The organism is Kribbella steppae, from assembly GCF_004342025.1.
Classification (GTDB): domain Bacteria; phylum Actinomycetota; class Actinomycetes; order Propionibacteriales; family Kribbellaceae; genus Kribbella; species Kribbella steppae.
In genome coordinates this window covers 216,452-240,875 of the sequence record NZ_SLWN01000002.1, presented here as the reverse complement: position 1 = coordinate 240,875, position 24,424 = coordinate 216,452, and the positions used below count along the sequence as shown (strand labels likewise).

Annotated in this window: 22 protein-coding genes and 1 pseudogene; 10 read left to right on the top strand and 13 right to left on the bottom strand. The window is 67.9% G+C overall.

The window, feature by feature from the left end; genetic code table 11:
• Window positions 1-102 precede the first annotated feature (102 nt).
• Window positions 103-318, bottom strand: coding sequence for a hypothetical protein (locus EV652_RS05965; RefSeq protein WP_132207979.1), 216 nt, complete (start codon window positions 316-318; stop codon window positions 103-105).
• A gap of 69 nt (window positions 319-387) precedes the next feature.
• On the opposite strand from EV652_RS05965, the gene EV652_RS05960 reads away from it, so the two are divergent.
• Window positions 388-723 (top strand): hypothetical protein, encoded by a 336-nt coding sequence (locus EV652_RS05960; RefSeq protein WP_132207978.1) that lies wholly within the window; start codon window positions 388-390, stop codon window positions 721-723.
• 96 nt (window positions 724-819) lie between these two features.
• Here EV652_RS05960 and EV652_RS05955 read toward each other — a convergent pair whose 3' ends face one another.
• The 5 genes from EV652_RS05955 to EV652_RS05935 form a co-directional block, all read right to left on the bottom strand.
• Window positions 820-1,239, bottom strand: a complete 420-nt coding sequence (locus tag EV652_RS05955) for a hypothetical protein (protein WP_132207977.1) — start codon at window positions 1,237-1,239, stop codon at window positions 820-822.
• Window positions 1,236-1,586, bottom strand: a complete 351-nt coding sequence (locus EV652_RS05950; protein WP_132207976.1) for a hypothetical protein — start codon at window positions 1,584-1,586, stop codon at window positions 1,236-1,238. The genes EV652_RS05955 and EV652_RS05950 overlap by 4 nt, the downstream gene beginning before the upstream one ends.
• A 109-nt stretch (window positions 1,587-1,695) precedes the next feature.
• Window positions 1,696-2,484, bottom strand: a complete 789-nt coding sequence (locus tag EV652_RS05945; protein WP_199238039.1) for a poly-gamma-glutamate hydrolase family protein — start codon at window positions 2,482-2,484, stop codon at window positions 1,696-1,698.
• A gap of 233 nt (window positions 2,485-2,717) precedes the next feature.
• Window positions 2,718-3,650, bottom strand: coding sequence for a sugar kinase (locus tag EV652_RS05940; protein ID WP_132207974.1), 933 nt, complete (start codon window positions 3,648-3,650; stop codon window positions 2,718-2,720).
• Window positions 3,651-3,751: 101 nt separating this feature from the next.
• Window positions 3,752-4,381 carry a bifunctional 4-hydroxy-2-oxoglutarate aldolase/2-dehydro-3-deoxy-phosphogluconate aldolase gene (locus tag EV652_RS05935; protein ID WP_132207973.1) on the bottom strand — a complete coding sequence of 210 codons (630 nt, stop codon included), beginning with the start codon at window positions 4,379-4,381 and terminating at the stop codon, window positions 3,752-3,754.
• A gap of 148 nt (window positions 4,382-4,529) precedes the next feature.
• On the opposite strand from EV652_RS05935, the pseudogene EV652_RS45110 reads away from it, so the two are divergent.
• Both EV652_RS45110 and EV652_RS45105 read left to right on the top strand, forming a co-directional pair.
• Window positions 4,530-5,723, top strand: a pseudogene (locus EV652_RS45110) (sialidase family protein); the annotation flags it as partial.
• Window positions 5,715-6,470, top strand: coding sequence for a LamG domain-containing protein (locus tag EV652_RS45105; RefSeq protein WP_242001643.1), 756 nt, complete (start codon window positions 5,715-5,717; stop codon window positions 6,468-6,470). The pseudogene EV652_RS45110 and the gene EV652_RS45105, both read left to right, overlap by 9 nt.
• Before the next feature lie 5 nt (window positions 6,471-6,475).
• On the opposite strand, the gene EV652_RS05925 is transcribed toward EV652_RS45105, so the two are convergent.
• From EV652_RS05925 to EV652_RS05910, 4 genes are read right to left on the bottom strand one after another with little or no spacing between them, the layout of a single operon-like run.
• Entirely contained in the window at window positions 6,476-7,324 is an 849-nt protein-coding gene (locus EV652_RS05925; protein WP_199238038.1) for a hypothetical protein, read from the bottom strand.
• Window positions 7,325-7,344: 20 nt separating this feature from the next.
• Window positions 7,345-8,490, bottom strand: coding sequence for a galactonate dehydratase (dgoD, locus tag EV652_RS05920; RefSeq protein ID WP_132207972.1), 1,146 nt, complete (start codon window positions 8,488-8,490; stop codon window positions 7,345-7,347).
• Window positions 8,487-9,248 carry a FadR/GntR family transcriptional regulator gene (locus tag EV652_RS05915; RefSeq protein WP_132207971.1) on the bottom strand — a complete coding sequence of 254 codons (762 nt, stop codon included), beginning with the start codon at window positions 9,246-9,248 and terminating at the stop codon, window positions 8,487-8,489. The genes dgoD and EV652_RS05915 overlap by 4 nt, the downstream gene beginning before the upstream one ends.
• Entirely contained in the window at window positions 9,245-10,027 is a 783-nt protein-coding gene (locus EV652_RS05910) for an SDR family NAD(P)-dependent oxidoreductase (protein WP_242001591.1), read from the bottom strand. Before EV652_RS05910 ends, EV652_RS05915 begins: the two co-directional genes overlap by 4 nt.
• Window positions 10,028-10,176: 149 nt before the next feature.
• Here EV652_RS05910 and EV652_RS05905 point away from each other — a divergent pair, with 149 nt between their 5' ends.
• The 5 genes from EV652_RS05905 to EV652_RS05885 are packed head-to-tail and all read left to right on the top strand — an operon-like array spanning window position 10,177 to window position 17,318.
• Window positions 10,177-11,460, top strand: a complete 1,284-nt coding sequence (locus EV652_RS05905; protein WP_132207970.1) for an ABC transporter substrate-binding protein — start codon at window positions 10,177-10,179, stop codon at window positions 11,458-11,460.
• Entirely contained in the window at window positions 11,457-12,404 is a 948-nt protein-coding gene (locus EV652_RS05900) for a carbohydrate ABC transporter permease (protein WP_242001590.1), read from the top strand. The genes EV652_RS05905 and EV652_RS05900 overlap by 4 nt, the downstream gene beginning before the upstream one ends.
• Window positions 12,401-13,222 carry a carbohydrate ABC transporter permease gene (locus EV652_RS05895; protein ID WP_132207969.1) on the top strand — a complete coding sequence of 274 codons (822 nt, stop codon included), beginning with the start codon at window positions 12,401-12,403 and terminating at the stop codon, window positions 13,220-13,222. The genes EV652_RS05900 and EV652_RS05895 overlap by 4 nt, the downstream gene beginning before the upstream one ends.
• Window positions 13,219-15,213 carry an alpha-galactosidase gene (locus EV652_RS05890; RefSeq protein WP_132207968.1) on the top strand — a complete coding sequence of 665 codons (1,995 nt, stop codon included), beginning with the start codon at window positions 13,219-13,221 and terminating at the stop codon, window positions 15,211-15,213. The genes EV652_RS05895 and EV652_RS05890 overlap by 4 nt, the downstream gene beginning before the upstream one ends.
• A 32-nt stretch (window positions 15,214-15,245) precedes the next feature.
• Window positions 15,246-17,318 (top strand): NPCBM/NEW2 domain-containing protein, encoded by a 2,073-nt coding sequence (locus EV652_RS05885; protein ID WP_132207967.1) that lies wholly within the window; start codon window positions 15,246-15,248, stop codon window positions 17,316-17,318.
• Here the strand turns inward: EV652_RS05885 and EV652_RS05880 are convergent.
• Window positions 17,315-18,928 (bottom strand): beta-N-acetylhexosaminidase, encoded by a 1,614-nt coding sequence (locus EV652_RS05880; RefSeq protein WP_132207966.1) that lies wholly within the window; start codon window positions 18,926-18,928, stop codon window positions 17,315-17,317. The genes EV652_RS05885 and EV652_RS05880 overlap by 4 nt on opposite strands.
• A gap of 227 nt (window positions 18,929-19,155) precedes the next feature.
• Between EV652_RS05880 and EV652_RS05875 the strand changes: the two genes are divergently transcribed.
• Window positions 19,156-20,958, top strand: coding sequence for a bifunctional metallophosphatase/5'-nucleotidase (locus EV652_RS05875; protein WP_242001589.1), 1,803 nt, complete (start codon window positions 19,156-19,158; stop codon window positions 20,956-20,958).
• 78 nt (window positions 20,959-21,036) lie between these two features.
• Window positions 21,037-22,581 carry an alpha/beta hydrolase gene (locus EV652_RS05870; protein WP_132207965.1) on the top strand — a complete coding sequence of 515 codons (1,545 nt, stop codon included), beginning with the start codon at window positions 21,037-21,039 and terminating at the stop codon, window positions 22,579-22,581.
• Between the two features lie 37 nt (window positions 22,582-22,618).
• Here EV652_RS05870 and EV652_RS05865 read toward each other — a convergent pair whose 3' ends face one another.
• Together EV652_RS05865 and EV652_RS05860 are read right to left on the bottom strand one after the other, a co-directional pair.
• Window positions 22,619-23,188, bottom strand: coding sequence for an OsmC family protein (locus tag EV652_RS05865; protein ID WP_132207964.1), 570 nt, complete (start codon window positions 23,186-23,188; stop codon window positions 22,619-22,621).
• Between the two features lie 19 nt (window positions 23,189-23,207).
• Window positions 23,208-24,377 (bottom strand): NAD(P)/FAD-dependent oxidoreductase, encoded by a 1,170-nt coding sequence (locus EV652_RS05860; protein ID WP_132207963.1) that lies wholly within the window; start codon window positions 24,375-24,377, stop codon window positions 23,208-23,210.
• Between the last annotated feature and the right edge of the window lie 47 nt (window positions 24,378-24,424).

Below are 24,424 nucleotides of genomic sequence, written 5' to 3'. Positions count from 1 at the left end.
CCCCGGCTACGCGCAGCCCCGGCGTCGCGCAGCCCCAGCCCGGGCCGGCCGTTGGCGGCGATGTCCACCCCTGTATGTCGGCCGCCGACAGGTCGGTGGGGCTCATCCCGGCTCGTTCACCTCGAACGACCTCATCCGATTCGCCGCGTATTGCCTGCCCGTCTGCTCAGCTGCTGCCGAGTCGTGGATTCCTGCTCGCTGCCGTGGGGTGTCGAGAGCAAGATTCCACGACTTGGCGAAGTGCAGGGCGCCGAGCACCAGGCCGTTGCGGTACTCCGGCCCATCGCCTTCCCGGTGGAGAGCCGCCGTCGGGGACACCTGAGCTGTGTCACACCTCCTCGCCGGGATTCGTCAACTGGACGTACCCGAAACCGCGAGGAGAAGATCATGCAGACGTCTCAGCAGTTGACAGCAGAGCGGGACACCGTCGTAGCCGCAGGAGTTGTGCGGATCCACACGTACGCCGTCGATCCGGCAGACCGGTCCGAGTTCCTCAAGCGCCGCGCCACGGTGATCGACCTGATCCGCGCGGCTCACCCCGGCCTGACCTCGACCCGGCTCCTCCGCCTCGAAGACGGCACCTACACAGACACCTGGAGCTGGGACTCCTTCCAGACCATGGCCGCCGCCTTCCCGATGGCCCAGTCGCCCGAGGCGGGTGCGGCCTGGGCGCTCACCACCAACGCGGCCGCCGCAAACGGCGAGGTCGTCGACGAGCACTGAGAAAGAGACGAGCGCTGAGGTCCTCGACGAGTGCTGAGAAGAGACGAGCGGTTGCCGCCAGGCTCACCACGGCCGTCCGGGTCTGCGCTCCGGCGGTCAGCGCCGCTTCATCTTGAGCGTCGCGCCGACTGTGAACGCCGCGGTCCCTGCCACCACAACGAGGACAGCGATGACCGCCAGGAGAGTCGTGACCTCGACAGGTGTGATCAGCAGCGCGGCGCCGAATCCGCCGGCGATGCCGAGCAGCAGTCCACCTATTCCGAGGAGAACGTCTGAGCTGCCGGAAGGTGTGTACAGGCCGGCGTGCTCGCTGGCCCGGCGGACGAACGCCTGCGAGACGGTGACGGCTCCAGCGCGTCTGGCGATGCGTTCGGCTTCGTCTCGCAGGTCAACAGTGTGACGCCGGATGATGGTCTGACCCTCGTCGCGCGCCTCTTCGTGCCAGGGAAGAGCTGCTGCCCAATCGTCGTCTGGGTCGCTGCCGGTCGGACGTCGATTCGGGACGGCGCGCGTCACGTGGACACCTCCTTCGTGCCGCGCGGCAGGCTCTCGCGAGCCGCCAGCGCCTCGCTCCAGGCCTGGTCGGCCACGGTCCATACGGGGGGCGGCTGCTGGTTGCGCCTGACCCTCCGGAACTCCGCAACGAGAAAGTTGACGCCGACCGCGGCGAGCGGTGTGAAGGCAAGAGCCCAGGCATAGCTTGGGGCCGGTTCGTTCGACGTCAGACTATCGGCGATCCAGTCCGCCAACAGCGAGGTCGCAGTCGATAGTATGAAGGCGCCTACGGTGATCACCACCCACCCGATCCACCGCTTCTTGCCGTACACCGCCACCACTTCGACCAGATCCGGAAACGAACGCACCCTACCGTCCAGGAGAGGCACTAGCCACCCGAGGAACTCGTCACTGTTGTGGCTGCCGGCTGGCTGATGGAGGTGCGGTGGTTTGTGGTGCGGGGGCGGACGCGATCGGCTAAGGGAAGGGTTGGGTTGCCTCCAGGTCGGCTATGGCTGCTCGGGTGGCGGTGGTGAAGGACCAGAACACTGGGAGGGTGGTGTTCTTGCGGTCCTCTCGGGTGTTGGTGCCGAACATTGCCTGACGCAACGGTGTCGTGAGTTCCAGTTGGGCGCCGGCGGCCAGGAGGGTGCGGTTGGCGATGTTGGTGGGTTCATCGCCGTTGAGGTCGGGGAGCGAGTTGGCGTCGATGGCTTGGAGGCCGGCGGCGGTCAGCCTGGTGAGGAGATGGGATTTCAGGGCTGTGCTGCGGCCGCCTACGAGGACGGCCTGAGTGCCGGCTGGGAGGTCGGCCTGTTCAGGTTTGCAGCCGTGGAGGCCGATGGCGTTGAGTGAGCCGCCGGCGATGGCTCGGGCGACAGTGTCGTCGCAGTTGGTGGATGTGACGTGCAGTCGGGTGTTGCCGGAGGACAGCAGTCCCTCGAACATCCAGTAGTCGTGGAACGGGCCGGCCGTCGGCGTTGGTGCGAGATCGGCTGGGTGGTAGCCGGCGATGGCCAGGCACAGTTCCGACGTACCGGTTTCGATGCCGCCTCCGTGCGGTGCCAGGATCGCCGTGCGCTGTACGGCGTACCGCTGGGTGAGGTCGTCGTCGAACCACGGATGCCGGCGGTACCGGCGCGAGTAGTCGACACCTTCAGTCAAGGACGTGTCGGCGTACAGCGCGGTGTTAGACGGGTAGCCGTCGGCTGCGACAGTCGCCGACGCTTCCGGCACTTGTGAACCGGTGTCTGCCACATCCGTCATCCCCAAAAAGCTCCGCCGCGTGGTCCCCATCCCAGCTCCCTCCACCTGACCTCACCCACTCTGGGCCATCCACAAGCCACCGAACACCCCAGGCGCGTGTTGCGATCCGCTGCCGATCGCCTACGTGCAGGGCCACCGAGCGGTCCAGCGGCGCGGGACGGTGCAGACAGGGCGCGGAACTGTCCTGGGTGGGGGCGGAATGGTCCAGGGGTGCGGAAGGGCGGGGGTTGGGGTTAGCGGAGGGCGGTGCCTTGGGAGTGGGTTAGGAGGGTTAGGTCGGTGCGGGTGGGGAGGGATTCCCAGTCGCCGGTGGCGGTGACGCAGAAGGCGCCGGAGGTGGTGGCGCGGTCTAGGCGGGACTCGGGGGAGAGGTTGTCGAGGGTGGCGGAGAGGTAGCCGGAGACGAATGCGTCGCCGGCGCCAATGCTGTCGACGACGGTGACGGGGAGGGCGGGGCGGTGGATGGTGCCTGCCTCGGTGTGTGCCCGGGCGCCCTTGCCGCCTGCGGTGACGACGACTTCGGCGGTGCCGCTGGTCAGCAGGTCGCGGACTGGTTCGGATGCGTCGGTGAGGATGTCGAGTTCGTCGTCCGAGGCGAAGACCGTGTGTACGTAGGGGAGTAGCTCACGCAGGGCGGTTGCCTCGGTGCGTGACCACAGGCGGGCGCGGTAGTTGACGTCCAGGGATACGCGTACGTCGGAGTCTGAGGCTGCGCGTACGACGTCCAGCACCGCGGCGCGGGTGGAGCCGGAGAGGGCCGGGGTGATGCCGGTGACGTGGAGGAGGCGTGGCGATGCTGCCTGCAGGGCGGTGAGGCACTCCGCGCTGGTCAGCGTGGAACCGGCTGAGCCGCGGCGGTGGTAGCTGACGCGGGTGATGTCGTGCGACGGCTGGTCGAAGGCTATGAACCCGGTGAACGACTCGTCCGAGAACCTCAGCCAGCTGGTGTCGACGCCCTCGGCCCGCAGTGTGCGCTGGATCAGACGGCCTGGCTCGTCGTTGCCCACAGCACCTAGCCAGGCAACCTGGTGTCCGAGACGGGACACGCCGATGGCGACGTTGCTCTCCGAGCCGGCGATCGACAGGTGAGCGTCACCGCCGAGCCGCATCGGGCGGGCGGTGCGCAACGAAACCATCGTCTCGCCAATGGTGAGGAGGTCGGTCATCGGTCTACTCCGTGGTGGCCGTCAGTGGGAGAACTGAGTGACTGCACCCGAGGCGCTGCCCGTGTGGGGCGGGGTGGGTGCTGTCCCTGTGCGCGGGGTGGTCATGGGTGGGGGGCGGCTACGGCGGTGAGGAAGGCTTTGGCGCGGGCGGCTAGGTCGGCTTGGGAGCCGCCGGTGGCGGCGTCGCCTAGGAGGGGCGAGGCTACGCCGACGGCTAGGGCGCCTGCGGCTAGGTACTCGGGAGCGGTTTTGGCGTCGACGCCGCCGACGGCGATGAGCGGGGCGTCGGGGAGTGGGGCGCGGAGTTCGCGGAGGTAGCTGGGGCCGTAGACCTTGGCGGGGAAGATCTTGACGGCGGTGGCGCCCAGGTCGAGGGCGGCGACCACCTCGGTGGGGGTGAGGGCGCCGCAGAGGAGTGGGAGGCCGAGTTCGACGCTGCGGTGGGCGCCGCGGGTGATCGCGGGGGTGACCGCGAAGCCCGCGCCGGCGGCGGCGACCTCGTCGGCCTGGGCGGAGGTGATGACGGTGCCCGCGCCGATCAGGACGGACGGGTCGTACTCGGACCGCGCCTTGGCGATCGCGTCGGCGCCGCCCGGGGTGGTGAGCGACACCTCGAGAGCGGTGATACCCGCGTCGACCAGGGTGTGAATGCATTCGAGGGCGCGGTCGGGGCCGTCGGTGCGGATGATGGCGAGCACCTTGCGGTGCCGGAGTTCGGCAAGCAGATCCATGGGTTCCTCCTCGGGGTCCACGCTATTGGATCGATCCACCCATAGGACGTCCGATGTGTTCGGTTTTGGACGGTAGTCGAGTGGACAAGTTGCGGAGTGAACAACCCGCCCCGTTGTTTACTTTCAGTTCATCTGGAGGCATCCGACCATGCCCATACGCCTTCCATTCCTCATTGCCCTCACGCTCCTGATACCCAGCGTGCCCACCGCCGCCGCAGCCCGCCCACCCGGTGGCGACGAAACGATCGGCAACCCGGCCCGGGTCGAAAGCGTGCCGGATCCGACGGCAGCCGAACCGGCCCAGCTGCCGGTCCAAGCAGCGGCTCGACCGCCGGCCGAGACATCCGCCGCGCAAACCTTCGAGCCGGCTGCCATCACACAGACCGTGCTGTTCAACAAAGGAGATGCCGGGTACGGCTGCTACCGGATTCCCGCCATCGTGAGGACCAAGGCCGGCACGTTGCTCGCGTTCGCCGAGGCGCGGCGGGCCTGGTGCGCCGACTCGCAGGAGATCGACCTGGTGATACGTCGATCCGACGATGACGGACGAACCTGGTCGGCTACGCAGACCGTGTTGTCCGGGACCGACTCCGACCCGAACGCCGTCGCCACCCGCGGCAACCCTGCGCCGATTGTCGACTATGAGACCGGTCGGATCGTGTTGCTCAGCACGATGGATCCCGGTACGACGACGCGGCCCAGGACGCCGTACGTGCAGGTCAGTGATGATGACGGCAGGACCTGGAGTACGGCGGGAAATATCGGTGATCAAATCGATGATCCGGCCTGGGGTTGGTACGCGACCGGTCCGGTGCATGGCATTCAACTGACGCGGGGTGCCCATGCAGGACGACTGGTGGCCGGTACGAACTACGACAACGGCGCAGGTGGCCAGGCCGGGTAACTCGTCTACAGCGACGACCACGGCGAGACGTGGCACAGGGGTGCGACGGACCTCAGGACCGACGGGGCCGTACCGCAGGAGATCAGTGTCGTCGAGAAGGTTGACGGCGGCATCTATGCGGTTGCCCGCAACAACGCCGGGGCAGCCGGTGCCAGCCGGATGTTTGCAGTCAGCAACGACGGTGGTCAGACATACGCAGCGCCGTACGCCACGATCTCCGGGCTGACCACGCCGGTCGTGCAGAGTTCGCTGCAGCGCCTCAAAGCGGTGGATCGTGGTGACAAGTACAACCGCATCCTGTTCGCCGCGCCGGCTGATCCGGAGCGGCGCCGGTACATGACGATCCGGTCGAGTTTCGACGAGGGCAAGACGTGGCAATCCGTTGCCGACGGCACCAGGATCACCAGCGACTGGTCCGGGTACTCCGATATGGCGATCCTCGACACCGGCGAGATCGGGCTGCTGTACGAGGGCGGCACCGTGGACGCGCGTGATCAGATCCGGTTCGCGCGGTTCACCGAGACCGACATCGGCCACCCGGATGCGCCATTCGGTACGACGACGCCCGACGTTTCCGGGCTCGACAATGACAGCTACCTGCGCGGCGGGACGACCACGGTCGCCGGGAAGTTCGGGCAGGCGCGGGATCTCGACGGGATCGACGACGCGATCCAGTTGCCGTTCGCGGAGTCGCTGGCGGTCGGCGCCGGGGACTTCACTGCGATGGCGTGGATCAAGTACGGCGCGAGTACGGCGAACCAGGCCATCTTCTGGGGATACAACATCAACGAGTTCTCCCAGTTCTGGTTGCGAGCCGAACCAGCGGACAGCCGGATCCGCGGTCTGATCACCACCAACGGCAACACCGCGTCCGTCACCACGACCAAGGCCTACAACGACAACTCCTGGCACCACGTCGCACTCGAGCGGAAGGCCGGAACGCTGTCGATCTGGGTGGACGGGGTCCAGGCCGCCAGCGTCACCGCCCCTGCCGGTTCGGTCAGTCCGGGACGGCCCTTCAAGATGTACGTCGGCCAGCGGCTCGACGGCGCGCATCACTTCGACGGCTCGATGGACGAGGTCCGGATCTACAAGCGGGCGCTGACCGCGACCGAGCTCAACAGCATCCGTACGACGAACAGCACCGCGGTGGCCAACGTCGTACTCGATCTGCCGTTCGGATAGCACCACTAGACCGGCCTGGCGGAGACGGTCAACCGCCAGGCCAGCTGACCGCTCGCCGGTACGACGGCCGCGTCGCCCGGCCCGGCTTCCGCGAGGTCGAAGACGCGACCGAGCATCGGCTCCACACCGAGGCTCCGGTACGGCGCCCCGACCGGGAAGCCGGCCTGGTTACGCCACAACGCGGTCGAGACTGGTTGCCCGGGGCAACTCAGTTCGAACACCAAGACGGCATCGCGGTCGTGCACGGAAACGCTCGGACAGTCGACCAGGACCGCGCCGACGGCGGTGCCATCAGAGGGTCCGTAGGTGGCCAGGTTGAGCGGTGTCGGCCAAGCCGTCGCGACCCAAGGCGCGTCAGCCGGCCAAGCAGACGGCAACAGCCCGGCGGCCTCGGGGTAGAGGCGGCAAGCGGTGCCATCGGGCGCCGAGATAGTTGCTCCGTCTGCGCAGTCCAGCAATGCGTGGGCGGCCCAGACGAACTGGTAGCCCGGCGGAGCGTGGAGGTGGTAGTCGACGGTGATCTGGTCGAGTTGAGGGTCGGTCGGGTCCGGCGGGTGTTCGGTGAAGGTACGAGTGAGGGTCGCCTCGCCGTAGCTGACCGAGGTTTCCCACGGCTGGTTCCACAGGCCGCCGTGGTCTGGTGTGCCGCGGACGGTGGGCAAACACTCGTCGAGCCCACCGGCGTCGGTGAACGAGGAGTGGCCGGTGCGAGGGCCAGACACGAGACCTGGACCCGCCCAGAGCCACTCACGGCCGGCCAACCGAAGAGACGTCCACCGGCCGCCGTCGGCCAGGTCGATGGTCACCGCCGCACCACCAGAACCGTTCACCGCCGCACCACCAGAACCGGTCACGCGCGCATCACGAGAACCGGTCACCATTCGGCGAAGGAGCCGTCTTCGTGGGTCCAGACCGGGTTGCGCCAAGCGTGGCCGGTCTTGTCAGCCGCGCGGACGGCGGCCTCATCGACCGTGATTCCCAGGCCGGGCAGCGGATTCCACTCGGCATGACCGTTGACCCAGGTGAACGGCGTCGGGTCCGTCACGTACGACGTGAGGTCGCTCGCAACGTTGTAGTGGAGACCCCGGCTCTGCTCCTGGATCAGGAAGTTGGGCGTAGCGAACGCGACCTGCAGACTCGCCGCCAGCGAGATCGGCCCCAGCGGACAATGCGGCGCCACCATCGCACCATGCGTATCGGCAAAGACCGCGATCCGGCGAAGCTCCGAGATCCCACCCGCATGCGACACATCCGGCTGCACAACCGCGACACCCGCACTCAGCGGAGCCACGAAGTCAGCGCGATGGTAAAGCCGCTCGCCAAGCGCCACCGGAACGGTCGAGGCACCGACCACCTCCGCCAGATGCACCATGTGCTCCGGCAACACCGGCTCTTCCACGAAGAACGGCTGCAACTCCTCGACAGCACGCAGGATCCGCCGAGCGCCGGCGACCCCAACCCGACCGTGCAGATCGATCGCCACGTCGCGCGTGTCACCCAGTGCACCACGCGCCGCGCTCAACCGGGCGACTATGTCGTTGATCTCGGCAACAGACGGCGAAGGCTGGATCCGCCCGCTGCCGTTCATCTTGACTGCGGTCATGCCGGCCTCGACCTGTTCGGCAACTGCATCCGCCACGGCGGCCGGCTCGTCACCGCCGACCCACGCATACACGCGGACGCGATCGCGCACCCGTCCACCGAGTAACGATGCGACCGGAGCGCCGTACACCTTGCCGGCGATGTCCCACAGCGCGTGGTCGAGCCCGGCGACCGCGCTGCTCAGCACCGGTCCGCCGCGGTAGAAGCCGCCCTTCGACAGCACCTGCCAGTGCCGCTCGATCTGCAACGGGTCCTGGCCGATCAGGTACTCCGACAAAGTCTCGATCGCGGTCCGGACAACCTCGGCCCGTCCCTCGACCACGGGTTCACCCCAGCCGACGACGCCGTCGCTCGTCTCGATCCGGCAGAACAACCAGCGCGGCGGGACCAGGAACGTCTCGATCCTTTCGATCTTCACGAGCGACGCCGACCCTGCCGCGAGCCAGCCGCAGGTCCAGACGTCCCGCGAACCTCGGTCAAGTCCTCGGCAGCCTTCGCCAGCAGTTCACGCATCGCCGATTCGGCCGCAACAGGGTCGCCGGAACGGATGGCCTCCAGCACCCGCCGGTGGCTCGGCAGCGGGTCGTCCGAAGGCTTCACCTTGTGCACCAGCCGGTCGCGATCGGCGAGCCCGGTCTCCATGATCACTTCCATTTTCGTCAGTAGTTCGTTCCCCGTTGCCGCCAGCAACGCGCGGTGGAAGGCAAGGTCCGACGCCACCGCAGCCTGGTCGTCCGTGGCCGACTCCATCGAAGCCATCGCGGCGTCCAACGCCTCCAGGTGCGACGACTCCGCACGCAGTGCGGCCAGCCGGGCGGCGGCCGGCTCGACGATCCCGCGCACCTCGTGCAGTTCCTCGAGCAGTTCCGGGCGTACGTCGTCGTCGAAGTGCCAGCGGATCATGTCCGCATCGAGCAGGTTCCAGTCCGATCGCGGCCGGACGAAGGTCCCGCGCTTCTGCCGCGCGTCGACGAGCCCCTTGGCGGTCAGTACCTTCAACGCCTCGCGGACCGCGGTCAGGCTGACACCGAGATCGGCCTGCAGGTCGGGCACGTTGATGGTCGCGCCCTCCGGGATCTGCCCGGACAGGATGCGCTGCGCCATCACCTGCACGATCTGCCCGTGCAGTCCCCGCGGCACGCCGCGCTGAATCCCCGTCACCTTGCTCTCCCTCATGCCGAGTCCTTCACCGCGGACCAACCACCGTCGACCACCAGACTGGCGGCGGTCACGTACGACGCTTCCTCCGACAAGAGGAATGCCACCACCTGCCCCACCTCGTCCGGCCGCCCGAGCCGCCCGACCGCCGTCGCCTTCGCACTCTGTTCCCGGCCCTCGTCATCGACACGGTCCCACATCGCGGTCTCGATCGGGCCAGGCAGCACAGTGTTCACCCGGATGGAGCCGCCGTACTCGACGGCGAGTTGGCGTCCGAGCGCAATCAAGGCGCCCTTGGTCGCCGCGTAGGCAGGGTGGCCCGGTAGGCCGATCAGCGCGTGCACCGACGAAACCAGCACGACGGACCCGGCGCCGGCCGCGAGGTCGTCGTACAAGGTCTGGAAGCCGAGGAAGGCTGCGGTCAGGTTGACGTCGAGCTGCCGTTGCCAGGACGGCGGCGACAGTTCGTGGGCCGGTTTCACGTCGACGAAGACCGCGTTGCTGACGAGTCCGTCGATCGGGCCGAGCTCGTCGCGGCCGCGTGAGCGCACCTCGGCCCAGGTGTCGGGCGCCGCGACATCACCCAGTACGGCGATCGCCCGGCCCGGGACCTCCTTGCACGGCTGTACGTCGACCTGCACCACCGACGCGCCGTCGGCCAGCAGCCGCTCGACGCAGGCCGCACCGATTCCGGACGCGGCCCCGGTCACCACGATCACCCGCCCCGCCAACCGCACCCGCGCCTCCTCAGGCCAACCCGGCTCCGACAACGAGCCGTGCACCGATGAACGAGGCACCAGTTGACCGTGATGCCCTCGCCAGGTCAAGTGATTTGCTCGTAATTTACGAATTAATATTGACACCTGCGAGCGCTCGCCGCAAGATCGTCGGCAACACACCACTCACTCGACTGGCACGGCCGGCGAGGCGATTTCAGGAGTTGGCAATGACGGGTCTGGCAGCAGATCGGCGGACGTTCCTCAAGGGGCTCGGAGTGCTCGGGGCAGCCGCCCTTGTGCCCGGCTGTGCGACCTCGACGAAGAGTCCGGGCAGCGGTAGTGCGGCCACTGGGGAGCTCGCGCTGCAGTCGAACCTCTCCAGTGAGCAGGCGAAGGCCGCGATGGAGAAGCTCGTTGCTGCGTACAACAAAACCGGCGGTTCTCAGGTCAAGTTGAACACGGTCGCGTCGGAGATCTTCCGGACCCAGCTGCCGACGTACCTCACCTCGGCGAATCCGCCGGACGTCTACACCTGGTACGCCGGTTCGGTCGCGGACTCGTACGCGAAGAAGGACCTGCTGCTCGACGTCACCAGCGTGTGGGACGGGCTGAAGAACTACCCGCAGTCGATGCAGACGCTGTCCACCAGCAGCAACGGGCAGAAGATCTTCGTACCGACCAGCTACTACTGGTGGGGCATGTTCTACCGGAAGTCGAACTTCGCCAAGTGGGGCGTGACGCCGCCGAAGACGTGGGACGAGTTCGTCCAGGTCTGCAAGACGATCCAGGGCAAGGGCATCCCGCCGATCGGCATCGGTCTCGGTGACACGCCGTGGGTCGCGTCGGCCTGGTTCGACTACCTGAACATCCGGATCAACGGCGCGCCGTTCCACCGGCAGTTGCTGGCCGGCGAGGGCCGCTTCGACGACCCGAAGGTGAAGGCGGTCTTCACCAAGTGGCGCGAGGTGCTGCCGTACTTCGACCCGAAGGGCAAGTCGTTCCCGTTCCAGGAGGCGACGTCGGCGCTGCTGGCGGGTAAGACCGGGATGTTCCTGATCGGCACGTTCTTCGCCGACTCCGCGCCGAAGGACGCGCTGGACGACATCGACTTCTTCCAGTTCCCGATCATCGATGCGGGCGTACCGGTGGCCGAAGAAGCGCCGACGGACGGGTACTTCGCGTCGAAGAAGGCGAAGGACCCGGAGGCGGTGAAGAAGTTCATGACCTGGCTGGCAACGGCCGAGGCGCAGGAGATCTATGTGCAGAACTCCTCGGGTACGGCGATCCCGGCGAACCCGGACGGGAAGGCCGCCGACACACCGCTGGTCAAGAAGGGCAAGGCGATGATCGAGAGCGCGGCCGAGTTGACGCAGTTCTTCAACCGCGACTCGAGTGACGCCCTGCAGCCGACCGCCGACGCCGCCCTCACCAAGTTCCTGGACAAGCCGGACCAGATCGACAAGATCCTGAAGGACTGGCAGGCAGCGGCCGAAAAGGTCTTCAAAGCGTGACTTCCACGGTGACCGAGACGGCGTCGCCTCCGCGCCGGTCCGCGCCTCGGGCCGGCGGAGGAGCGTCCCGCCGTACCCGGCAGCGGCGCTTCTCCCCGCTCATCCTCGTGTTCGTGTTTGTGCCGTTCGCGGTTGAGGCAGTGTGGGTGTTCTGGCCGGCGCTGCAGGGGTTCTGGCTGGCGTTGACCAGCTGGGACGGGTTGTCGGCGCCGAGGTTCGTCGGCGTCGGCAACTTCAGCGACATGGTGTCGGATCCGATCTTCCGGACCGCGCTGAAGAACACCGCGATCTGGCTCGTGCTGTTCGGCGGGCTGAGTGTGGTCGGCGGGTTCGGGATGGCGTTGCTGCTGCAGCGGGAACGCCGCGGCGTCGGCATCTACCGCGCCGCGCTGTTCACACCGGTCGTCTTCTCGCTGGTGGTCACCGCGCTGATCTGGCGCGTCTTCTACCAGCCGGACGGCCTGGTCGACACCGTCCTGCGGACCGTGGGTCTGGGTGACTTCATCCGGCCGTGGCTCGCTGACCCCGACACCGCCCTGTACGCCGTGATCGTGCCGGCCCTCTGGCGTCAGATCGGCTACGTGATGGTGCTGTACCTGGCCGGCCTCAAGGCTGTCGACCCCGCGCTGTACGAAGCGGCGAAGGTGGACGGCGCCTCGGCCTGGCAGCGGACCTTGTACGTGACGATCCCGCAGCTCAAGGGCGTGAACTCGGTCGTGCTGTCGGTGATCGTGATCGACTCGCTCCGGTCGTTCGACATCGTCTGGTCGATGACGAAAGGCGGCCCGTACCACTCGTCCGAGCTGCTCAGCACGTACATGTACTCGACCGCGTTCCAGTCCACCCAGCTGGGGTACGCGTCCGCGCTGGCCGTGGTGATCTTCCTGCTCGCACTGGCCGTGATCCTCGGCTACCTGATCCGTGCCTTCCGGGAGGAGACATGAATCGCCTCAAGACCTCCGGCTACCACGTGGCGATGGGGCTGGTCTCCTTCCTGTGGGTCGCGCCGATCCTCTGGGTGATCGTGATCTCGTTCCGCAGCTTCGACGATGTCGCGGCGAACGGGCTCGGGTCGCTGCCGCATTCGTTCACGTTCTCGACGTACAGGTCGGCGTGGGAGGACGCGGACGAGTTCCGGGCCTTGATCAACAGTCTGCTGGTGACGATCCCGGCGGTGCTCCTCAGTCTCGGGCTCGCGTCGGTGGCGGCGTACGGGCTGGCGAGGTACAACATTCCGTTCCGGCGGACCGTGCTGCTGCTGATGTTGATGGGGAACCTGCTGCCGCCGCAGATCCTGCTGATCCCGATCTCGCGGTTCGTGGAACTGATCGGGTACTACGACACACTCATCGCACTGATCGCCGTCCACGTCGGCTTCGGCCTGGGGTTCTACACGTTCGTGCTGCACGGCTTCATGCGGGACCTGCCGCGGGAGATCCAGGAGGCGGCGACGATCGACGGGGCCGGGCCGGGGAAGATCTACGCGAGTGTGATCCTGCCGCTGACCCGGCCGGCGCTGGCGGCGCTCGGTGCGCTGTCGTTCACCTGGATCTTCAACGATCTGCTCTGGTCGATCACGGTCATTCGCTCCGGCGAGAAGATGCCGGTCACGCCGGCGCTGCTCGGTCTGCAAGGGCTGTTCGTCTCGTCCTGGAACGTGATCGCCGCCGGTACCGTGATCGCCGCGGTCCCGACCGTCGCCGTCTTCCTCCGGTTCCAGAAGCACTTCGTCGGCGGACTCGCGATCGGAGCCGTCAAGTGAAGACGTGGACGGTGCGCGGTGCAACGACATCGTACGTCGTCGGTGTCCCGGAGCACGGTCAATGGGCCGAGCTGGTTGCCTGGGGCCCACATGCGGTGGCCGAAGGCCCCTCGACGGTTGCCCCGGTTGGCACTGAACACTTCCTCCCACGAGCCGATGTCGAGCCGCTGGAGTACGCAGCCCGAGGCGTCCGGTTCGCGTCGCCTGTAGAGCTGGTTGTCACCGGCGCCGAGGGCTCCGACGAACTTCGTCCGACGTTCGCCGGTGTGCAGTCGGGGGATGAGCTGCAACTGGAGTTCCAGGACGAGCTGCGGTCGGTGTGGGTTGTGCTGCACTACCGGATGGTCGGGGATGCGGTGGAGCGGTGGGTCTCGGTGCACAACGACAGTGCCGATGAGCTCACCCTGCACCGGCACGACTCGGCCGCCTTCGTGATCCCCACGAGAGGGCCGCTCCGGTATCTGTGGGGCGAGTGGAACAGCGAGTTCGAGCAGGCCGAGGTGACGCTCGATCGCGGGCGATTCAGCATCGGCAGTCAACAGGGGATCACCGGGCACTCCTACTCCCCGTTCCTCTCGGTCGAAGGCAGTGACGCGTCGTACGGCGTGCAGCTGGCGTGGACTGGGTCGTGGGAGATGTCGGCCGAGGTGGACACCACTGGGCAGACGCGGATCCAGGCAGGGCGGGCTCCGTCCACATTGGGGCTGCGGCTGGCGCCGGAGGAGTCGTGGGTCTCGCCGAAGGCCGTCGGGGTGTGCAGCGCCGAGGGACTCGAGGGCGTGGCGCGCGCCTTCCACGACTATCAGCGGACCTTCTCCCGCCGAAGCACGCCGAAGATTCTGTACAACTCCTGGTTCGCGACCGAGTTCGACGTACGCGCGGAGCAGCAGCTCGAGCTGGCTCAAAAGGCCGCGGCCATCGGCGTGGAAACGTTCGTGGTCGACGACGGCTGGTTCACCGGGCGGACTGACGACCGCCATGGACTCGGGGACTGGGAGGTCGATCCGGCCAAGTTCCCCGACGGTCTCGACACGTTCATCACGCAACTCGACGAGATCGGGCTGGACTTCGGGTTGTGGGTCGAGCCGGAGTCGGTCAGCCCGGGGTCGGCGCTGGCGGCCGAGCATCCGGACTGGATCCTGCGCACCGACGGTCGGGAGCCGCTCCAGGTTCGCAACCAGCTGCTGCTCGATCTGAGCCGTGACGATGTCGCCGAGTTCATCTGGGCGACGCTCGATCGGCTGCTGTCGTCGTACCAGATCAAGTATCTGAAGTGGGATGCGAACCGGCCGCGGCTCGACGCCGGCGATCAGCGACGGGACCTCGACGGTCGCGTTGTCGCCAACCTGTACGCGATCCTCGACCGGCTGCGGGCCGAGCATCCCGGCGTGTACGTCGAGGGCTGCGCAGGCGGCGGCGCACGCGTCGACCTCGGGATAGCCGCCCGGGTCGATACGCTGTGGCCGAGTGACAACACGGCCCCGCTGGATCGGCTCAGGATCCAGCGGGGTTTCCTGACCGGCTACGCGCCGCACCTGATGAGCTCGTGGGTGACCGATGCCGTCGGTACCCATGACGGCCGCGAGCGGTCGCTCGACTTCCGGTTCCACGTGGCGATGTCGGGTGTGCTCGGGATCGGCGCCGACCTGTCCCGGTGGACCGACGATCAGCTCAAGACGGCGCAACGCCATATCGCCCAGTACAAGACGATCCGCGATGTGGTTGTTAACGGCAACGTGTATGACCTGGGCGCCGGTCTGCAGTACGTCGGTGCCGACCGGTCCGTGGTGTTTCTGTGGGAGACGGGTGACGGCAACGTGCGCGGGACGTTGCCGACCAGGCCGCGACGCGTGCCGCTCGTCCAGTTGGATCCCGCGACGAACTACCGGGTGGGCGACGAGATCCACCCGGGCAGCTATCTGCTGCAGGTCGGCGTCCGCTGGGACGGCTCGACCGACTCGAACTGCCTGGTCGTCGAAGCACTCGACTGACCGTTCCGCTCAACGGCAGCAAAGGACAACAGATGAAGCGACTTCTCGGTCGGGTGATCGCGGCCGTCCTGGTGACCGCCGCACTCGTCACCAGTACGACGTCGGCCACCGCGACGACAACGAGTACAACGCAACAGACCGACGTAGTGAGCCCGACGCCGTACATGGGCTGGAACACGTACTACGGTCTCGCCGGCGACTTCACCGAGGACACGATCAAGTCGGTCGCCGACTCGTTGGTGAGCCGCGGGCTGGCGAAAGCCGGCTACGACATCGTCTGGCTCGACGGTGGCTGGCAGGCCGACGTACCGCGGAGTGCGGCCGGTGACCTGCAGCCGAACGCGGCGAAGTTCCCGAACGGGCTGAAGCCGCTCGTCGACTACATCCACAGCAAGGGGCTGAAAGCCGGCATCTACACCGACGCCGGTCCGTACATCCCCGGCAAGTGCGGGCTCGGCAGCGGCGGCTACTACCAGCGTGACGCGGACCAGTTCGCGGCCTGGGGCTTCGACGCGGTCAAGGTCGACTACCTCTGCGGCATCGCGGCGGACCTCGATCCGAAGACCGTGTTCACCGAGTTCGCCCAGGCCCTGCGGAACAACGCGAGCCACCGGCCGATGATCTTCAACCTCTGCAACCCGGTCACCTCGCCGGACTGGGGCAACTACCCGGAGTCCCAGCAGTCGATCAACTCGTGGTCGTACGCTCCCGGGATCGCGCAATCGTGGCGGACGTACACCGACGTCGGGTTCCTCGGTGACATCAAGTTCAAGGACGTACTGCGCAACTACGACGCCAACGCGCGTCACCCCGAGGTCGTGAAGCCGGGTGCGTTCAGCGACCCCGACTACCTCGGTCCTGAGCTCGGTATGTCGGACGAGGAGTTCCGCAGTCAGTTCACGCTGTGGGCCGTGGCCGCGGCGCCGCTCGTCATCGGTAGCGATGTCCGCAAGCTGAGCACGACCTCGATTGCCACCCTGACCGATCCGGATGTGATCGCGATCAACCAGGACCGGGCCGCGGTCCAGGCCGTTCGTGTCGGCGCGGCCGGTACGACGGAGACGTGGGTGAAGCGACTCGCGGACGGCGGGCGCGCAGTCGTCCTGCTGAACCGTGGTGACAGCGCGAAGACCGTGACCACGACGGCTGCCGCGGTCGGTCTGTCGGGTGCGCGGTTCACGCTGAAGAACGCCTGGACGAACGCCGTCACCGAGAGCGCCGGCACGATCAGCGCGGCGGTCCCGGCCCACGGTACGGCGCTCTTCCGCGTCCAGCCGGCTCGCGGCGTACCCGGCATCCCGCATGTGACTGCGGGGATTCCGCAGGTGACCAAGGTCGGCACGGACGCGCAGCCCGAGGGTGTCGCACCGGTGGTTGCCGGTGGCGACGAACTGACCGTTCAGGTTGCTGTCCGCAACGATGGCCTGCTGCCGGTCTTCAAGCCGGCGGTGAAGGTTGCTGGTGGCAGCGGGTGGACCGTGAAGTCGTTGACCACGGCACCGGAGTACCTCCCCGGCGGCGAGCAGGCGACCTTCACATTCACCGTGAAGCTCCCCGCCGGCGCCGCCCCCGGATCCGCGAGCCTCACCGCATCGACGTCGTACGAGACCATCGGGTACGGCGTCCAGCGGCAGACGACCGTGTCACCTGTCGTGGTCGCACCGGAGCCGCCGGACGGAACGGTCGCTCTGTCCCACCACGACTGGATCACCGCGACCAGCGGCTGGATGTCGCCGACCGTGGACGAGAGCGTCGGTGGCGGATCCCCGATCAGCCTGGCCGGGACGACGTACCCGACTGGTATCGGTGTCGCTTCGCCGTCGACTGTCCGCTACTACCTGGGCAAGGCCTGCACGCGGCTGACCGCGACTGTCGGCATCGACGACGCGGTACGGAACGTCGGGCCGGAAGGCGGTACCGCGACGTTCCAGGTGATTGGTGACGGCAAGGTTCTGTATGACAGCGGCGTTGTCGATCGGGACCACCCGAAGCCGGTCGACGTCGACCTCACCGGCGTACGCGTCCTCGACCTCTTCGTCGGCGATGCGGGCGACGGCGGGTACAACGACCGGGCCGACTGGGCCGCGCCGACCGCGACCTGTTAAGGCGCCCAGTTGATCTCCACCGACTGGAACCAGGTCCAGCCGCGGTGCTTCCAGGTCAGAGACTGGCGGCCCAGGCGGGTGGCGTAATCGGACCAGTCGGTGGAGGTCTGGCGGGTCCAGGCCTTCTCCGCGGCGCCGGCGAGACGGGGGAGCAGCGTGAACTCGAGCTCGTCGGACGTCGCGATGGTTTCGCACCAGACAGCTGCTTCGACGCCGGCGAGCTGATCCTCTGTCTGCACTCCCGGCGTGTTCTCGACCGGGTCCCACTCGACGCCGTCGCGAATCGACGCCGCCGGGTAGAACGGCAGGCCGACCCGCTTCCGTGCCTCCTCCTGCCCCGGATCGGACGACGCGTCGGCGTGCGGACGGTCGAAGTACAGCCAGGTGGTCGGCGAGACGAGCAGTCGAGCGCCCTGGGCGAGTGCCTTCGGGGCGTCGTGCTTCGCCTTCCGCAGACCCTCGACGAGGATCGGCAGCAGGTCCGGCGGCAGCATCGAGGCAGCCTTGTCGCTGTCCGCCGACTCGGCCTCGGCGACATCCATCCAGTACTGCACTACGTCATCGGAGCTGATCGCGGCTCGGGCGACCTCCTGCCAGCCGACCACCCGCTTCCCGCGGGCCCGGACGAGCGCGGCGGCCTGCTCGACGAAGGATGCGTGCGCCTCGTCGGACATACCCCATGTCTCGTCCGCACCGATGTGCACGTACGCGCTCTGCGGGAACTGCGGGATCACGGCATCCAGCACGTCCTCGACGAACGCCCACGTCTCGTCCCGATCAGGGTCAAGGGTGCTGAGCTGGATGCTGGACCCGTTGCCGAGATCGATGGAGCGGATCTCCGCCGGCGCGAGCTCGGGGTACGCGCTGAACACCGCCGACGTATGGCCGGGCATGTCGATCTCGGGCACCACCGTCACGAAGCGCTCCGCCGCGTACGCGACGAGCGCGGCCACCTCGCTCTGCGAGTAGAAGCCGCCCGGACGGTCGCCAACCGCGCCGGTGGCGCCGACCTCGGTGAGCGCCGGCCGCGACGGCACCTCGATCCGCCACCCCTGGTCGTCGGTGAGGTGGAGGTGCAGCACGTTGAGCTTGTACAGCGAGCACATGTCGATCACCCGCCGTACGACGTCCGGAGCGTGGAAGGTGCGGACGACGTCGAGCGACAGCCCGCGCCACGCGAATCGAGGCCCGTCGACGATGCGGGTGGTCGGCAACGCCGCGGTGCCGTCCTGGGCGTGGGTCGTGATGAGTTGGCGGAGCGTGGTGAGCCCGCGGTGCACCGCCTCCGCGGTCCGGCCCCAGACGCGTACGCCCTCGCCGGTGATCTCGAGTCCGTACCGTTCGTCCGCGTCGGTGATCGCCTGACCGTCGGCGCGAAGACCTGCCGCGGGTGCGATGTCATCGATGCCGTCGCCGTCGATCAGCAAGGTGATACCGGCCGACTCGGGCGAGAGTGCGATACCGGCGTCGACTTGGATGTCCTCGACGAATCGCGCGGCGACCTCGGCGAGATCCGCCGACTGTACGACGACTCCGAGAGCGGCCCCGACGATCAATGTCCCGTCATGAGCGGTCGCGGTCGCGGGTGCGGGGATCACTGGAAGGTTCATCAGGCTCCAGTCGGGCGGGGTGGTGGCCGGAGGCTTCGCGGGACCACCGGCCACCACGTTGGTATTTGATCAGATGCCGGGCGCGGCGTCAGCGGGGTGTCTCAGGACCGGGGCGGTCAGATTCTTTCCGGATTCGACGACTCGCCGTTTGGTGGTGACTTCGCGTTCATCGTAAGGCAGTCTCATTCTGTCGGAAAGTGCTTGCACAGACAGTTGAGGAGACAATTGTGCGCAGAGACCGCCCCTCCCGCGCGATCGCTACCGCTCTTGCGGCGATCCTGACCGCCGGCCTGGCCCCCGCGGCGCCGGCCTCCGCCGCCGAGGCCGTTACCACATCGGTACCGGATCCCGCTGCCACCTCCGTACCGGTGCAACTGGTCTCGATGACCGATTTCCACGGTTATCTGCGCCCGCCGTCCACCGCGGACGGCGGCACCATCACCGGTCCTGACGGCAAAGCTCAGGTCGTCGGCGGAGCGGCGTACCTGGCCACGCATCTGAACACCATCCGGGCCGGGAAGCAGAACTCGATCTTCTTCGCCGACGGCGACAGCTTCTCCGGCTGGCCGTTCGAGGTCGACGCCCACGCGGACGAGCCGACGATCGAGGTGATGAACGCGCTCGGCGTCGAGTTCTCCAGCGTCGGCAACCACGAGCTGGACGTGTCGAAGAGCTTCCTGGTCGACCACATGGCCCGCGGCACGTGCTTCGGCACGATCGGTGTGGACAGCTGCTTCACCGACTCGACCGGCCGCCGCTTCCACGGTGCCGACTTCACCTTCCAGTCGGCCAACATCGTCGACTCCAAGGGCCGCACGATCGTGGCGCCGTACACGATCCGCTGGGTCCAGGACAATGGCCGCGCGTACCCGATCGGCTTCATCGGTCTGACCGTCCCTGACACTCCCGTCGGCTCCACCTCGTTCCAGCCCGACCTCAAGGCGCTCGACCCGGTCGCATCGGCCAACGCCGCCGCGGCCGAGCTGACCAGGCGTGGCGTGAAGGCGATCGTGCTCAACATGCACGACGGCGGTACGGACGGCTCGGCGACGTACGACAACTGCGTCAACCCGAGCGGTCCGGCGATCGACCTGGCCCGTCAGGTGACTCCGCAGATCGACGCGATCGTCACCGGTCACTGGCACGCAGCCTTCAACTGCAGCATCCCGGACCCGGCCGGCAACCCGCGCCCGGTCGTCGAGGCGGCGAACCACGGCCGCCTGATCAACGAGATCAACGTCCAGCTCGACCCCCGGACCGGTGAGGTCTTGCGGGATCAGACCACGTCGACCAACCACGCGGTCACCCGCGACGTCACACCCGATCCGAAGATCCAGAGCATCGTCGACTACTGGACCACCGCCGGCGAACGCAAGTACGCCGAGCCCGTCGCGACCATCACCGGCGACTTCACTCGTACGGCGAACGCCGTAGGAGAAAGCACCTTGGCCGATCTCGCGGCCGACGTACACCTGTGGACCGCTCGCCAGAACGGGCCCGCCGACCTCGGCATCATCGCCGCCAAGCCGGCGACCGGGTCGACGGCGTTGCGTGGTGACCTCCTGGTTGCCAACAGCAACAAGCCGGGTGACGCGGACGGCCGGGTGCTGCTTGGTGAGTCGTGGGATGCGTACGGCTACGGCAACCCGGTGCTGACTGTCAGCCTCACCGGTGCGCAGTTGGACGCCGTACTCGAGCAGCAGTGGCAGACGCAGGCCGACGGCACGGTGAAGTTCGCCCCGCTGGCGGTGTCGGGCAATGTCGCCTACTCCTTCGACGCCGCCAAGCCGGTTGGTCAGAAGGTTGACCCGGCCGACGTGAAGATCGACGGCGCGGCACTGGACCCGGCCAAGACCTACCGGATCGCCGCGCTGGCCTACACCGTGATCGGTGCGGACGGTTACTCCGCCTTCAAGAGCTACACCAACCCCGTCCGCAACAACACCGACCACGAGACCTTCGCCGCCTACCTCAGGACCCACAAGACCCTGACCCCGGCACCTCTGACGCGGGTGACCCAGAAGGGCTAAGCGTCCGGCGCGCGCCCGTCGGACGAAACAGTCGACGACTGTCTGGTCTGACGGGCGCTCCGGTGTCATGGTCGTGCTGTGGTGCTCGCGTTCGATGGGGATCTGGAGTTCGACCCGGTGTTGTTCGAGGTTCGCCGGGCGGGGGTGCCGGTGCCGTTGGAGCCGCAAGCGTTCGATGTTCTGGCCTATCTCGTTTCGCACCGTGACCGGGTGGTTGCGAAAGAGGAACTGATGGACGGGGTCTGGGGCGGGCGGTTCGTCAGCGAGACGGCGGTGACGAGCCGGATCAAGCAGGTACGACGAGCGCTCGGGGACGACGGCCACAGTCAGCGGATGATCCGGACGCTGCACGGCCGGGGCTATCGTTTCGTGGCGCCGGTCGAGGCGCGGTCCGAGCTGCGGGCGCCCGAGCCGATCCGCTACACCGTCAGCGACGGTCTCCATATCGCGTATCAGGTGACCGGCGGCGGTGAGCTCGACATCGTGCTGATCTCCGGGTTCGTGTCGCACCTGGAGCTGGACTGGGCCGATCCCCGGCACGCCCACTTCCTGCACCGGCTCGGGTCGTACGGCCGGCTCATCCGGTTCGACAAACGTGGTACCGGGATGTCGGACCGCCCGTCCGGTCTGCCGGATCTCGAGACGCGGATGCATGACGTGCTCGCCGTCATGGACGCGGTCGGATCGCGCCGGGCGGTCCTCGTCGGGTACTCCGAGGGTGGGCCGATGGCGATCCTCTGTGCGGCCACACATCCCGAGCGGGTCGCGGGGCTGGTCCTGTACGGCAGTTACGCCAAGCGGGTCTGGTCGAAGGACTATCCATGGGCGCAGACCCAGGAAGTCTGGAAGGACTACACCGATCGGCTGGTGAACCGGTGGGACTGGGAGGAGGACATGCGGTTGCGCTGCCCGTCGGCCGACGTACCGATGCAGCGGTGGTGGGCACAGCGCATGCGAGCGTCCGCGACACCTTCCACCGTGCGGGCGCTGCTGGTGATGAACTCGCTCGTGGACGTGCGGGACGCGTTGCCCGCGGTGCGGGTCCCGACGCTGGTGCTCCATCGGGTCGATGACGGGCTCATCGATGTCGGGGGAGCCCACTTCATCGCCGAGCGCATTCCGGGTGCGCGGCTGGAACTGCTCGAGGGCGCCGATCACTTCGTCTCGGGGAACCCGGACCAGATCCTCGACCCGATCGAGCGGTTCTTGCGGGAGCTGCCGAGTCAGGCGGCCCGTCCACTGGCATTGGCGGCCGTGACCGCGCCGGCCGGACCGGGCGCGGGTGACCTGGCATCGAGTCTGGCCGCGGCGGGTGGGCGCCAATGCTCAGGCCCGGGTGGCCGGACGGTGGTGCTCTTCGACGGTCCCGCCACTGCGGTGCGGGCCGGACTCGCGCAGTTGCATGGCGACGACAAGCTCGGCGTCGCGATCGCCGAGGTCCCGCGTGACGAGACCGAGCTCGACGCGTACGGCGTCCATGCCGCCATCGCACTCGCCGACCAGGCCGCACCCGGATCGCTGTGGATCACTCCCGGCGTGCGTGACTTGCTGGCCGGTTCGGGTGTCGTGATCGAGCAGGTCGACGGGGGTGAACCGGTGTTCCGGGCGGTCGCCGCGCACTGACGGCCGGCCCGAGCAAGGGCCGGCCGGTGGGCAGTGATCAGGCGGTCGCGACGTCGATCGACACCGGGACGCCGTGGGTGATGACGTCGTACACGGCCGAGCGCTTGCTCGACTGCTCGACCAGTGCCGCCAGCTTCGCGGCTTCCGCATCGCCCTTGACGTGGAACACGACGCGGATGGCCTCGTACCCGTTGCGCACCTCGGGGTCCAGCCCAAGGATGCCGAGCAGGTTGATGTCGCCCTCGACCGTCGAGGTGACCTCCTCGAGGTCGATGCCGCGGGCGGCGGCGATGTTCGCCAGACCGCTGGTGAGGCAGGCGGCCAGTGCGTGCAGGAGGTGCTCGGCCGGGGTCGGGCCGTTGTCGTTGCCGACGAGTACCGGCGGGTGGTCGGCGTCGAACTCGAAGTCCGCCGGACGCCTCTGTTCCTGCCCGGCGCCGTAGAACCCGTTGATCGTGCCGCGATTGTGAGTGCCGCTGATCCACCGGTTGGTGGCGCGGAACTGGAAGCGGGCGATCTCGGGCTGGGCCTTGACGGCGTCCAGCGTGGCGAAGAGCGTGGCGGTGTCGACGCCGTTGCGGCCGCTGTGCGTTGCGGTGGTGGTCATGGTGCGGTTCCTTTCAAGATCAGGCGGCTGAGCTGATGGCCTCGCGGCCGGGAAACGAGGCCAGCTGGTCGGCCTCCTGTTCGAGTGCCTCGCCGAGCCGGATCTGCAGCTCGACGAAGCGGTCGGGTGGTGGGAAGCCGGTCAACGCGCAGGTCAGGTCGAAAACCTCGCCCGCCATCGCGTCCCGGATCTCCTGGTACGACGACATCGCGGCGGGCTCGACCGTCGGATCGCGGAGGCTGTGGTCGATCGCGGTCGCCAGCAGTTCCGCATCGCGGAACGCATCGGTGATGCCATGCCCGGTGATCGGATCTCGGTGCTGCCCGGCGTCGCCGACGAGCGCCCACCCCGGGCCGTGGGACTGACGACGGAAGTTCGGCAGCTCGGCGGCCCCGCGCAGCTGTGCGGTGATGCGGTCGGTCCGGACTCGGTGGCCGAGGTTGGGCACGAGCAGTTCGAGCTGATCGACGAATGCGTCCGTGCGTCGGGCGCCCGCCGTACGGATCGGCTCCAGGAGCGAGGTTGGCCGGATCAGCCAGACACACGCCTGATCGCCATGCGTCGGGAAGACACCGGCGAACGTATCCGGCGCGAGGTGGAACTCGTAGGTGTCGGGGGCGAGACCGGTCACATAGGTGTAGAAGGCCGCGCACGGCGAGGTGAACTGCTCCAGCGTCTCGGCGCCGAAGTGTTCGGCCATCCGCGACCGGCGACCGTCCGCGCCGACGACGATGCGGGCGGGGAGCTCGACGACGCCGCTCGCGGAACGGCCGATGACGCCGACGACCCGTCCGTTGTCCGATCGCAGCAGATCGGTCGCGGTCACGCCGGTCCGGAGCTCCGCACCCGACTCCACCGCGGCATCGGCGAGCAGGCTGTCGAGCACCTGGCGACGTGGCGCGACCAGCATGTCCACGCCGGCACGCGGCTTGATCCGCCGTACCTTCGTCTCGCCTTCGCGGTCAAACATCACCTGCGTGACCGCCGGCGCGCCGCTCGCGAGGACGCGATCGAGCAGCCCCCAGCGGGACAGCTGGACCACACCGCCGCGAACGAGCCCGTGCGTCGACAGGGTGTCGCTCGGCAGTCGCGCCTTGTCCACCATCACGACGTCGTGGCCCATCCTCGCCAGCAACATCGCGGTGGCGGCCCCGGCACACCGCGCCCCGACCACGACAACGTCGTACATGATCCGCCCCCAAACTCAAGTCGTCGATGGGACGACTCTGCGACGGC

Bases quoted from the DNA above. Each gene is read 5' to 3' on its own strand.
- EV652_RS05960 (WP_132207978.1), top strand. From the start codon at position 388: ATGCAGACGTCTCAGCAGTTGACAGCAGAGCGGGACACCGTCGTAGCC.
- EV652_RS05945 (WP_199238039.1), bottom strand. From the start codon at position 2,484: ATGACGGATGTGGCAGACACCGGTTCACAAGTGCCGGAAGCGTCGGCG.
- EV652_RS05940 (WP_132207974.1), bottom strand. From the start codon at position 3,650: ATGACCGACCTCCTCACCATTGGCGAGACGATGGTTTCGTTGCGCACC.
- EV652_RS05935 (WP_132207973.1), bottom strand. From the start codon at position 4,381: ATGGATCTGCTTGCCGAACTCCGGCACCGCAAGGTGCTCGCCATCATC.
- EV652_RS45105 (WP_242001643.1), top strand. From the start codon at position 5,715: ATGGCGATCCTCGACACCGGCGAGATCGGGCTGCTGTACGAGGGCGGC.
- EV652_RS05915 (WP_132207971.1), bottom strand. From the start codon at position 9,248: ATGAGGGAGAGCAAGGTGACGGGGATTCAGCGCGGCGTGCCGCGGGGA.
- EV652_RS05905 (WP_132207970.1), top strand. From the start codon at position 10,177: ATGACGGGTCTGGCAGCAGATCGGCGGACGTTCCTCAAGGGGCTCGGA.
- EV652_RS05895 (WP_132207969.1), top strand. From the start codon at position 12,401: ATGAATCGCCTCAAGACCTCCGGCTACCACGTGGCGATGGGGCTGGTC.
- EV652_RS05885 (WP_132207967.1), top strand. From the start codon at position 15,246: ATGAAGCGACTTCTCGGTCGGGTGATCGCGGCCGTCCTGGTGACCGCC.
- EV652_RS05880 (WP_132207966.1), bottom strand. From the start codon at position 18,928: ATGAACCTTCCAGTGATCCCCGCACCCGCGACCGCGACCGCTCATGAC.
- EV652_RS05865 (WP_132207964.1), bottom strand. From the start codon at position 23,188: ATGACCACCACCGCAACGCACAGCGGCCGCAACGGCGTCGACACCGCC.
- EV652_RS05860 (WP_132207963.1), bottom strand. From the start codon at position 24,377: ATGTACGACGTTGTCGTGGTCGGGGCGCGGTGTGCCGGGGCCGCCACC.